The organism is Moorena sp. SIO3B2, from assembly GCF_010692525.1.
Taxonomy (GTDB): Bacteria; Cyanobacteriota; Cyanobacteriia; order Cyanobacteriales; family Coleofasciculaceae; genus Moorena; species Moorena producens.
This window is the reverse complement of the sequence record NZ_JAAHHE010000201.1, coordinates 1-11,763: the sequence shown is the minus strand read 5'-3', so window position 1 is coordinate 11,763 and position 11,763 is coordinate 1. Positions and strand designations below refer to the sequence as shown.

The 11,763-nt window shown below is 42.0% G+C and carries 8 protein-coding genes and 1 pseudogene; 4 read left to right on the top strand and 5 right to left on the bottom strand.

Annotated features, from left to right (window positions below):
- Positions 1–310, top strand: a pseudogene (locus tag F6K38_RS27535) (hypothetical protein); the annotation flags it as partial.
- Positions 311–325: 15 nt separating this feature from the next.
- Here the strand turns inward: F6K38_RS27535 and F6K38_RS27530 are convergent.
- The 5 genes from F6K38_RS27530 to F6K38_RS27510 all read right to left on the bottom strand — a co-directional run bounded on the left by F6K38_RS27530 (position 326) and on the right by F6K38_RS27510 (position 6,784).
- Entirely contained in the window at positions 326–1,552 is a 1,227-nt protein-coding gene (locus F6K38_RS27530; RefSeq protein ID WP_008178601.1) for an ABC transporter ATP-binding protein, read from the bottom strand.
- Positions 1,553–2,362, bottom strand: a complete 810-nt coding sequence (locus tag F6K38_RS27525; RefSeq protein ID WP_287358243.1) for an ABC transporter permease — start codon at positions 2,360–2,362, stop codon at positions 1,553–1,555. It abuts the gene before it with no gap.
- Positions 2,363–2,717: 355 nt separating this feature from the next.
- Complete coding sequence (locus F6K38_RS27520; protein WP_287358240.1) at positions 2,718–5,441, bottom strand: glycosyltransferase; 2,724 nt, start codon at positions 5,439–5,441, stop codon at positions 2,718–2,720.
- Positions 5,442–5,454: 13 nt separating this feature from the next.
- Complete coding sequence (locus tag F6K38_RS27515; protein ID WP_008178608.1) at positions 5,455–6,525, bottom strand: glycosyltransferase family 2 protein; 1,071 nt, start codon at positions 6,523–6,525, stop codon at positions 5,455–5,457.
- The gene (locus tag F6K38_RS27510; protein ID WP_131827009.1) at positions 6,512–6,784 is read right to left on the bottom strand and encodes a hypothetical protein; all 273 of its coding nucleotides are present in this window, start codon (positions 6,782–6,784) and stop codon (positions 6,512–6,514) included. The genes F6K38_RS27515 and F6K38_RS27510 overlap by 14 nt, the downstream gene beginning before the upstream one ends.
- Before the next feature lie 348 nt (positions 6,785–7,132).
- Between F6K38_RS27510 and F6K38_RS27505 the strand changes: the two genes are divergently transcribed.
- The 3 genes from F6K38_RS27505 to F6K38_RS27495 all read left to right on the top strand — a co-directional run.
- On the top strand, positions 7,133–8,194 hold the full coding sequence (locus F6K38_RS27505) for a glycosyltransferase family 2 protein (protein WP_008178611.1): 1,062 nt from the start codon (positions 7,133–7,135) through the stop codon (positions 8,192–8,194).
- Between the two features lie 330 nt (positions 8,195–8,524).
- Positions 8,525–9,994 (top strand): NAD(P)/FAD-dependent oxidoreductase, encoded by a 1,470-nt coding sequence (locus F6K38_RS27500; RefSeq protein ID WP_008178612.1) that lies wholly within the window; start codon positions 8,525–8,527, stop codon positions 9,992–9,994.
- Positions 9,995–10,003: 9 nt separating this feature from the next.
- Positions 10,004–11,763 (top strand): LIC_10190 family membrane protein (locus F6K38_RS27495; RefSeq protein WP_287358237.1); only part of this gene is annotated, 1,760 nt, incomplete at its 3' end.

Sequence of the window (11,763 nt, the reverse complement as noted above, 5' to 3'; positions counted from 1 at the left end):
GGGAATCGGGAATCGGGAATCGGGAATCGGGAATCGGGAATCGGGAATCGGGAATCGGGAATCGGGAATCGGGAATCGGGAATCGGGAATCGTAAAGCTAAATCTGTTACCTGTTGCCTATTACCTGTTCCTCAGTCAACAATCAAGCAACATTAAACCTACCCTTCACCGAACGCCAAAGGCGAACAACATTCAACATTCAACTTTTACCCAACCTTCAACCTTCACCCAACATTCAACCTTCAACCAACATTCAACCTTCAACCAACATTCAACCTTCAACCAACATTCAACCTTCAACCAAATTTAAACCTTCAACCAACTTTCAACCTTCAACAACATCCCAACGAAGCGGTGGGCTAATAATACCTTTTTCGCTATCTTTTGAACGCACTAAAAGCTGATACACATGCCAATGGTAGTCATAGGTATAAGCCCGATTCGGTTCATAAACCCCAACATCAACAAAATACTTACCACCGTTTAAATCTAAGCGGGATAGATGGAGTTTTATTTTTCCTTTACCTTTAATACCTGGTAAGGATGCTCCCATGGTAGTTGTGTTAGTCTCAAGACAGATTTGACCATCTTCAGTGCTAATGATGACACTAAAAATTAGTCCATCAATTGGTTGAAGTGACAAGTACTCAATGTCAATGGCCAAGGAATCACCACTATTAATCTCTAAGCTAGGTAACAGCAGCACATCGGTAATTTCTACTTCTAGAGAGCCAAACCGGTTTTCATTCATTCGCAGTTCCACACCAGACCTAGTCAGTTGGGCAGGTCTGTTGGGAGTAGGTTGCTGGGTTTGCGATCGCATTTGATTGACATACTGTCCTGCTACCACTTTTGGCTCACCGTAAGCCATGATTTGTCCTTGTTGTAGCCACAAAGCGCGATCGCAAAGTTGCTCAATTTGCTCGCTACTGTGAGAAATTAGGACAATAGCACAGCCAGACTCTTTCAACTGAGCAATTCGTTCCAAGCACTTAGCCTGAAATGCCAAATCCCCAACGGACAGAAACTCATCAACTAGCATCACATCTGGGTCTGTGTGTACAGCCACCGAAAACGCCAGCCGCATCTGCATCCCTGTACTATAAGTGCGGACTGGGTTATCGATAAACTGCTCAAGTTCAGCAAACGTCACGATTTCATCAAAACGCCGCCCCACCTCTTGACGAGTAAGACCTGCTACAACACCACTAACAAAAGCGTTTTCTCGCCCAGTCAAATCTGGATGGAAACCAGCCCCCAAATCCAGCAGCGCTCCAATGGAGCCATTAACCCTAACCTTCCCTTCATCCGGTTTTCCAACCCCACCAATCAAGCGCAATAACGTTGATTTACCTGCTCCATTGTGACCGAGAATGCCTAGCATTTGGCCTGGGGAAACCTTGAACGTAATATTCCGCAACGCCCAAAACCCTTCCGCTGCCATAATATGCCGAAAACCCGACAGCGCCGCCTCCATAATAGTAAGCGGTCGCTCAGGATGATAGTAGTTAAAGCGTTTACCGAGTCCTTGAACAATAATTGCATCAACCATCTATAATTCCTCCACAAAGCGATCGCTCTGCCACCGGAAAATTTGAAGACCGATAGGTAAAAACACTGCCGTGACCAAAGCCATAACTAGCAGAGCTATCCAATCCGGTGGTGTTCCTTTAATTAGTACAGCGCGATAGGCGGTAACCAGATGCACCATCGGGTTAAGGTAATAGAAAAACTGGTAATTTTTGGGCACATTAGTAATTTCATAAAAAATAGGTGTGAGATAAAAAAACAGCTGTAGAAGTACACCGATAGTATGCTGGGTGTCGCGAAATATTACATTAAGCCCAGCTAGTATATAGGCTAAACTAATGGTAACGGAAAACTGTAGAGCTTGTAGGATTGGTAACAGTATAATTACTGGCTGTAGCTGAACACCATCGATTAACAGAAAGATAACTAATATTGGCAGGGCTAGAATAAAGTGAATCAGACCTGTTGTTACGGTAACCACCGGTAAGATAGCGTTGGGAAAACCCGGTTGTCGGATCAGGGGGCGATTACTAATAATCACCCCAGTGGCTTGAAAAAGAGACGTGTTAAACCATGTCCATACCAACAAACCAGAAAATGCAAAGGAGGTATATTGAGGAATATTAACCGACAATACAAAACGGAAAACAAAGGAAAATACAGCTAGCTGGAGTAGTGGATTAAGCAGCATCCAAGCTACTCCCAAAACTGACCGTTTGTAGAGTAGCTTCATCTCCCGATTAACTAGCTCTCGTAGCAAATCATAGAGATAAGAAAGCCGCCACTTGTAAAATTGTTTGAGTTTTGATTTTCGATGTTGTATTGAAGACATTGGAGTAATATAGCATTTGACAGCAGTTGTCAATTGGTTTAGGTAATTTCGCCCTCCCTGGTTTTTAGAGAGCAGGGAGCAGGGAGCAGGGAGCAGGGAGCAGTAAATAGGGAATAGTAGGAAATAGATCCGATTATTTGATGATCTATTTTAAAATGCTATATTACTATTTTTTTAGACTTTAATAAAGCAGTAAATTAAAGCTTGATAGGGCTTTATTTAACCCATTGTGATTTAATTTTTTAGTTATTCAAAAAAACTTAAAACCTTGATTAAATAAAAGTTTCAGTCTTTGGCTGAGATTATTGTTTTACGAGAGTGAAACAATATTGTGATAATTTTTGTTCCCTACTCCCTACTCCCTACTCCCGACTCCCGACTCCCGACTCCCGACTCCCGACTCCCTACTCCCGACTCCCGACTCCCGACTCCCTACTCCCTTTGCTATACGACCTTCACGTTTAACCCGCAGATGGGACTGCCACAAAGACCAAACTCCAGCCAGATTACCTGTCATTTCCAACCAGATTAGGGAGATTGGATAATCGCTCCAACCTCTGAGCCGTTGATAGATGCGAGATAAATGAAAAAGTGGCAATCCCAGCACTATTTGCACCAATCCTCGCCAATCCCCATCCTGTAGCCATGTGGTCAGATTGTAAGCAACATGACCTTTACTATAGTTATAAAGCTGACGATGTAGCCCTGGCATCTCAGTGCGATGCTTATGCCAGACATAAGCGTTTGGCTCATAGACCAGGGCGTAGCCAGCTTTAAGGACCTTATAGAATAAGTAAGTATCCTCACCAACTCCTGAAGGCATACCGGGACCGAGGGCTTCGTTCATTAAACCAATCTTGGGATGACTAAAGATACTGGCACGAAAAGCAGCATTAGCGGTTGCTCCTAACTGCCAAGTTGGTACAGCATGGCGTGGAAAAGATTCAAACCAATCTCCGTTAACCTCGAACTCCTCAAAGCCCCGTCCCAAGCCGCCATAATTTTCAAAAGACTGCTGGGCTAAGCTTTCCAACTGTAGGGGCAAAACATTACCTGTGACAATCATCACATCCGGTCTAGCAAAAGGAGCGATTAGCTTTTCTAACCAATCTGGTGGCAGAGTAACATCATCATCCGTCGCAATCACGATATCCCCAGTACTAGCAACAAACCCAGCATTGCGAGCATATGCTAGTCCCTGACGGGATTCACTAACTAAGACAACATCAGGAAACTCAGCAACCACTGGTGGAGTCAAACCAGAAGCGGGATGATTATCAACTACAATAATTTCCAATTGTCGAGTAGACTTTTGGGCAACTAGGCTGCACAAACACTTCCGCAAATCTTGGGGTCGGTCATAGGTAGCGATGATAAGAGAGATTGGTATTTTATCAGGTAAACAGGTTAGTAAATCAGTCTCTTTATCCGTGACTTTATAGTGATTAGTTAAGATAGATATTGCTTGAGTATAGCAGTAATAGCTACTGAAGTTAGGGTTTACTTCCAGCAGCTTCATACCAAACTGATTGACAATAACCTCAATTAAGCGACTCTTGCTAATCCCTCGATCAGGGTTAGCAATATCAACGCTACCTAAAAACTGATCATGCCATTTCACAAAAACTCGCACCGATGAGTACTCTTTTACATCAGTTAATGCCTGTAAAGGTTCCCGTAGATCGACAGTCCGCACTGCTATACCTGGATTGGTTTTAATTCTTGGAATTTCTTCCTTAGTCAGAGCAGGAAATATATGGTCAGAAAAAATCGGGTAGGTAGCACTATCTACATCCTCTTCTGTTTCCCGTTCTTGCTCACCGAAAGATTTAGTAATCTCAGCAGCAGTGTGGCGAGCTTTGTGATAGCGAGTTAAACCAGTGAAGCAGCCTTTTAATTCAGCCAGAATTAAATCCCGTGGGAAGCGAATGGGATGTTTGAAACTAATCCACAGACGTATTAAATTCCTATAAACTATCCACCCGATCAAAACCCGCAAGAAAGAAAGACAATCATCTGGATAGGCAAAGAGGCTACGGATACAGTAAGAAAACAGACCAATACTATTATTAGTAATTTGCGTACGCAACTTAGCATAATCCCGTCGATGTCGATGGCGCACTATGGCACTAGGCTCATAGACCAGGGTATGTCCTTCCTTAACCACCCGGAAAAACATTTCTAAATCACCACCACCATTAGTCACAGTACCCACATCCAAAGCAGGGTCAAAGAAACCAATATCATCAAATACTGAGCGGCGATAAGCCATGTTTGCCCCTGTACCGAATTCTCCAGTACCCACGAAATACCAAGGCATTTTGTTGCCTCGATTAACCTGATACCATTTACGGCTCATGCCTCGCCCGAAGCCACCATACATTTCAAACAGCACTTGTGTTTCGGTTTCCAATTCATAAGGCACAACTAACCCAGTCACTGCCATAACGTCAGGATGTTTAATAAACACTAGGGCTAAGGCTTTCACCCATGCTGAATCAACTACTACATCATCATCAGTATAGGCAATAATGTCTCCTTTAGCTTCAAGAACAGCTCGGTTTCTCGCCCAATCTAAACCCGGACGAGGTTCACAAATATAACGAACATTAGTATAAGTTTCCACCAGTTTATTAGTGTCATCACTGGTGGGAGCATTATCAACAACTAAAATATCTAAGTAAGGATAATCGAGTTGATTGATAGCGTCTAAACATAGAGCAAGATCAGCAGTGCGATCGCGAGTACAAACCGCAACTGTTACTAACGGCAACTTGCCCTTATACTCTGGTGGTGACACATCAAACAAATCCTCAAGACACAACCTTTCGCGTCCGAGGGGTAAGGATAATCCATTGTACAAAAGGCGATTGATAATCGTCTCGCTATGGCCTTCCAGAATAAGTTTACTTAAGGTTTCTGCTGTGCAGTAACCATTAGTAATCGGTGCTTGAACATATCCAATTGGCGCACCATGGAAGCGAACCAGTCCTTTCACTGCAATATAGCCATCTAAACCATCAAGAGTAGTCAGGGGGCGGCTCAATTCAATGTCCACCACTTTGATTGGATAAAGCATAACCAAAACTTCCTTATATTATCAGCAGTGAACGGTGTAATAAATTTCCAAGCAAGAGCTTGAAATATAGACTCCATCGGCGTTTATTTAAATCCGCAGGACTTACGCCTACACCCGGTTTATTAACATAATTACCGGATTTAAGCTTAGTGATAATTCTCAATAAGCTTTTAAGGGACAAGATATACAACCCATAGCGAAAAATAGGCGTAATAAAATCAGCTTTTAAAGCTTGAGATAGCCAAAATAACGTACTGCGATCGCTACTACACTGACTACTTTGTCGTGCCAAATACATATAAAAACTACTCTTAGACAATCGATAAAGCGCTGCTGGAATCTCTGGATGCCTTTGTTGAACGTCACGTAGCATCAAACCATGAGACTTAGCCATTTGGCTGTAGTCGCGAGACATACTACTAACAATTTTGCGATAGCCAATCAGAAATTCCGGCACAACAGCAAATTCATAATGTTCTGCAATTCGCAAATAGAGCTCCCAATCCTCACACCCCTGAGCCTGTTGTGCCTTCAGTTGACAGTTGTAGCCACCAACGGTCTCAAAACAACAGGCGCGAATCATAGATGCACTAGCATTGCCTAAAAAGTTATGACATACCAGAGTTTTATAAACCTTTCCCTCTATACTTGAAGCACGGAAATCTCCAGTCAGTGAATTTTCCTCATCAATATCCACCGACCAAGCATAAACCAACCCTACCGCTGGATCTGTTGCCAAGAAGCGTTTCATTTGCTTTTCTAAATTTTGCGGATACCAAATATCATCAGCATCCAGGGGAGCGATATAGTCTCCCTTAGTGTTTTGAATCCCTAAATTCCGAGCAGCAGCCACCCCTAAATTTGGTTGTTGTAGTAAGATAACACGCTGATCTTGCTTAGCAATAGATTGAACAATCTCAGCTGTCCGGTCTTGAGAACCGTCATCTACCACTATCAATTCCAGGTTTTTATAGGTCTGAGAAAGAACAGACTGTAATGTGATTTCAATAAACTGCTCTGTATTATAGGCAGGGATAATCACTGAAACCAGTGGTAAGCTATCAACTGTTTTAACAACCGACATTTGGTGATTTAAATTTTATATTTATACTTTCCACAGGGATAAACTGAGTTTTTAATTTAGCGTTGCTTAATAATGGAATGATTTTAAGAGTTTTGTGGAATGGGCATCTTGCTGTGGAATGGGCATCTTGCTGTGGAATGGGCATCTTGCTGTGGAATGGGCATCTTGCTGTGGAATGGGCATCTTGCCGTGGAACTGGCATCTTGCCAGTTTCAATATATTTTCGGGCGGGCAGGATGCCCACTCTACTCCTATTCATTCGAAGATTCAGCAAAGCTTTTAATTTAGCTATCAGCGTTTAGCTATATCAAATGGGCTGACTATGGGCTGACTGCTGATAGCGGATGGCTGACTGCTCAACCTGTAGACACAACCTGTATTACAAGTACAGAGTTACTTAGTCAATTCAGGATTTTTTTTTAAAAAAATCCCTACTGGTGATTCTTATATAGTTTTGTTAAAGCCAATAAACTAGTTTGTCAAACTTAGTGTAATCTAATAATTTTAACTAAAATAATGTTAAACTATACGAGGGTATTATTGAGATGCATAGTAACGATTTAATCTCAAAATCTCAATCAGTAATTGAAGGTAAATTCTCTAAAGAATGGTTGACTCTGCTAAACTAACTATCTCCGTCATCATCCCCGTATACAACGGAGGGGAAGACTTTCGTCAATGTCTTGCCAGACTATCTCAAGCTGCACCCCCTCCCGATCAAGTGATTGTAGTAGCTGATGGCGATACTGATGGCTCATGGCGTCTAGCCCAAGACTTTGGAGCCACAGTAATTCGATTGCCCACAGCAGGGGGTCCGGCTAAAGCCCGAAACCTGGGAGCTAAAGTAGCACAGACCGATATCCTGTTTTTTATAGATGCTGATGTAGCCATCTATCCGGATACTATTGGTCAAGTGGTGAAAATTTTTAATAATGAACCTAATTTAACCGCTTTAATTGGTTCTTATGACGATTCTCCCGGTGCTGCTAATTTCCTTTCCCAGTACAAAAATTTACTCCACCACTACACTCATCAAACTGCATCTGAAGAAGCATTTACCTTTTGGGGTGCCTGTGGCGCAATCCGTCGTGACATCTTTATTGCCATGGGTGGCTTTGAGGAAAATTATCGTCAACCCTGTATTGAAGATATTGAGTTAGGCTATCGACTCAAGCAAGAAGGTTACAGGATTAAGCTGTGTAAGACTCTACGGGTGAAACATCTCAAGCCCTGGGGCATAATTTCTCTCCTTAGAGCTGACTTTTTCTACCGCGCCTTGCCCTGGACTGCCGTAATTCTCAAGGTTCGCGACGCAAGTCCGGAAAACTGTCGTGAGTTTATCAGTGACTTGAACCTAAAGCTGTCTAGTCGTATTAGTGTGGTGTTGGTCTATGCTCTACTAGGTGCTTTAGTTACAGCTTATTGGTGGTCTAGTACTCTGATTGCTATGGCTACTTGTGTATTTAGTCTCGCCCTGCTAGTACTCAACAGACCTGTCTACCAATTCTTTTATCAAAAGCGTGGTCTACTATTCACTATACGAACCATTCCATGGCACTGGCTGTATTACTTTTACAGCGGACTTGCGTTTGCCATTGGTATAGTTCGTCATTGCTTTCAAAAGTACCTACAACCTCGGATATACTTGCCTAAGCTATCAAGTTTATAGCAGGGATAAATTGGTTGAGGTACTTTCGTAGTGGGTTTTAGGGAGTAGGGAGTAGGGAGTAGGGAGTAGGGAGTAACGGTAATAAAAATGAATGTACATCATAAGTATGATAAACGCTATAAATCTTTATTTAAAAATAAACTAAAATCGGGTTTATTTATGAGTATTAAAATCCTGAACAATAACAGTTACTATCGACGTTTAAAATAACGTTTAACCTTAGGTTTAACCTAGAATTGCTATCGCTATGGAATAAAAATCAATATTGTCCTACTAAGCACTAAACACTCACCACTGACGCACTCACCACTGACGCACTATTTTTAATCAATGGAACATTATCCCGTAGTGATTACAGGCGCAGGACCGGCTGGTCTTACAGCTGCCTATGACCTGGTTAAACAAGGCATTAAATCTATCGTTCTAGAAAAATCCAATAAAGTCGGTGGTATTGCTCGCACCGAAGTCTACAAAGGCTATCGCTTCGATATTGGTGGTCATCGCTTCTATACCAAAGTAGAAGCAGCGCATCAACGTTGGCAAGAGGTTTTAGGGGAAGATTTTATCAAAGTTCCCCGCATGTCACGCATTTATTACCAGGGTAAATTCTACGACTATCCCCTCTCAATCTTTAACACCCTATCGAATCTAGGCATCATTACCAGTCTGGTTATGTTGCTCAGCTACTTCAAGGCAAAAATCAAGGCAAAATTGCGACCTTGGCATGAACCTGAAACCTTTGAAGAATGGGTAAGCGATCGCTTTGGTCGTCGTTTATACAGACTATTTTTTAAAACTTATACGGAGAAAGTATGGGGCATACCCTGTGATAAAATTCAAGCAGAATGGGCAGCACAGCGAATTCAAAAATTATCTCTAAAACGAGCAATCATCAATGCTTTGTTCGGAAGTCAAAATAGCAAAAGCTTGATTAAGGAATTTGATTACCCGCTACTTGGACCAGGGATGATGTGGGAAAAATTTCAGCAAGCAGTAGATAATCAAGGTGGTCAGGTAAGACTGAATACTGTAGTGACTAGTATTCAACGAGATGGCAATCATATCAAAAGCATTACTGCTTTGCAGGATGAAAAAACTATCAGTATCTCTGGAGACCATTTCATCTCCAGTATGCCAGTGACAGCACTGGTTAAAAAACTCGACCCACCTCCCCCACCAGCGGTAATCGAAGCAGCAAAATCCCTATCTTATCGAGCTTTTATTATTGTAGCGCTCATTATTGATGCTAAAGATCTATTTCCTGATCAGTGGATTTATATCCATAGTCCAGAGGTGAAAGTGGGTCGCATCCAAAATTTTAAGAATTGGAGTCCAAAAATGGTATCGGATCCTAGCAAGACCTGTCTGGGTTTAGAATACTTCTGTAATGAGGGAGATGAAATCTGGAATCTATCTGATCCCAAATTGCTGGATTTAGCCACCCGTGAATTGGCGAGTTTAGGTCTGGCGGATGCCAAGGCTGTAGAGGATGGTACTGTGTTGCGCCAACCTAAAGCTTACCCAGTTTACGACCGTGATTATCGTCAGCATTTACAAGTGATTCAAGATTTTTTAGCAGACTTTGATAACCTACAAACCATTGGACGTAATGGGATGCATCGCTACAACAATCAAGACCATTCGATGTTAACCGGAATGCTAGCAGTTAAGAACTTACTGGGGGAAAATCATGATCTGTGGCAGGTAAATACTGAGCGTTCTTACTATGAAGAATTTACCACAGAAGAGTTAAAGCAAAAACAGGATTCAGTAGAGGACTCAGTTTTTCAGCCTGTATAGGCTATTGGCATGTTCTACTTTATCACGACTTGGAATTTTCTACTTATTCCTTGCTACTTGATCGGAACTGCTGTGCTGAATGTACTGCAAGCGGATTCCTTTAAACGAGTTAGCGATCGCATTATTGCAGCAGTGTGGTTGGGCATCGTTGTGCTGTCCATTGCACTGCTAGCAACCTCCCTAGTATTTCCCCTCAATTCCTGGGTAGGCTGGTGTACCGCTGTTAGTCTGAGTTTATTGTCTCTGACATCACAACCTACCCGCGATGAAATTGCTAATCTATGTTTCATGCTGTTTCCCAACCTAGCCTTGGGATTGTTGACCTTAGAATTTGGTGTCGCAGCATTCACCAGCCGACAAGTAACTTGGCTTGACACAGGTCTCTATCACTATGGAGCCATCCGATGGTTGTCCGAGTATGGAGCAGTGCCAGGTATCGCCCTGCTCCTTCAGCAGCTTGGTTTTACCTCATCGTGGTTTGCGCTCGCTGCTCCGTTTAACCCTCCAATTTTCGATGCTCAAGTTAGTGCGATAACCAATGGCTTTGCCTTTCTTCTCGCAATAGTACACTTTCTGATTGCTTTAGCTCAACTATTCACCAATAAAGCACAGCTCAGTGACTGGTTTATCGTCATCTGCTCATTGATTGTACTCCCTCTCCTAGCTCTATCGAGTTTGATGTCAGATATCCTGGTATCTCCATCGCCAGATATCCCAGTAATTTTCCTCACCGTAATCATCGCTTGGGCAATTTTAATCATTGCTCACCATCGCTCATCATCCGTAACTCGGGGTAAAAATTCTAGTTTTAAAAATAAATTTAATAATAAATTTTACGATGAATTTATCCCACTGATTTTAGCAGCTGGAGCTGTAACCATAAAGCTTACTTCTCTACCCCTATTATTCATATCAGTTATTTTTTATACTGTTTTCAGTAGGTTTTGTGTGCAACGACTAGTGATAGGTGGTGTCATCACGAGTTTACTCTTATCACCCATGTGCGCTGTCAATATCATCACCTCTGGTTGCCCACTTTTTCCATCATCCTTCTTCTGTCTGGATTTACCCTGGTCTTGGACAGCGGAAGACGCTGAAGCAGTTGCTGAAAACACTCGCGGCTGGGGAACCTGGTTTGGCTCACCTCCCCCAAATTCAAATCCCTGGCTTTGGTTATTTTGGCAGTGGTTCAGTTCTAGTACTCTAAATCAAATTGCGACTGGAATAATTTTAATTTCAATTTTATTAGCCATCTATATTCTCCGCACATCAATCATTCATCGCCTCTGGGGTTTGATTTGGGTCTTAGGTTTAGCTATTTCGGGAACTTTATTTATGATGCTTTATGCTCCTGTGATCAGATTTGGACTAGGATATCTAATTCTTCTACCTGGTTTATATATTACTATAGTTTGTCATCAAAAAATCGGAAATTTAAATTTACTGATTACCAAAAAACTACCGGTATCAAAGTTATGGATAATTCCTCCGATATTTAGGATAACTAGTTATTTAGCTTTATCTCTTATTACCTTAGTTATTGTTTTGAATCAAAAAACGTCCTATCGACTGATTATCCCTCCCCAGATGATGACGTCAGATTTAGTAAAAAAACAAGTCAATGGTATTAATTATTTTTCTCCACAAGATATCTCTCCAGAAGAGCATGAGCTATGCTGGTCTGCTAAACTCCCTTGTGCATTTGAACTAGAAGATAATATTCAACTTCGCGATCCAAACCGTGGTATTAGAGGTGGTTTTATAAAAGT

Coding starts and splice junctions, on each gene's coding strand:
- F6K38_RS27530 (WP_008178601.1), bottom strand. CDS start 1,552: ATGGTTGATGCAATTATTGTTCAAGGACTCGGTAAACGCTTTAACTAC.
- F6K38_RS27525 (WP_287358243.1), bottom strand. CDS start 2,362: ATGTCTTCAATACAACATCGAAAATCAAAACTCAAACAATTTTACAAG.
- F6K38_RS27520 (WP_287358240.1), bottom strand. CDS start 5,441: ATGCTTTATCCAATCAAAGTGGTGGACATTGAATTGAGCCGCCCCCTG.
- F6K38_RS27515 (WP_008178608.1), bottom strand. CDS start 6,525: ATGTCGGTTGTTAAAACAGTTGATAGCTTACCACTGGTTTCAGTGATT.
- F6K38_RS27510 (WP_131827009.1), bottom strand. CDS start 6,784: ATGAATAGGAGTAGAGTGGGCATCCTGCCCGCCCGAAAATATATTGAA.
- F6K38_RS27505 (WP_008178611.1), top strand. CDS start 7,133: ATGGTTGACTCTGCTAAACTAACTATCTCCGTCATCATCCCCGTATAC.
- F6K38_RS27500 (WP_008178612.1), top strand. CDS start 8,525: ATGGAACATTATCCCGTAGTGATTACAGGCGCAGGACCGGCTGGTCTT.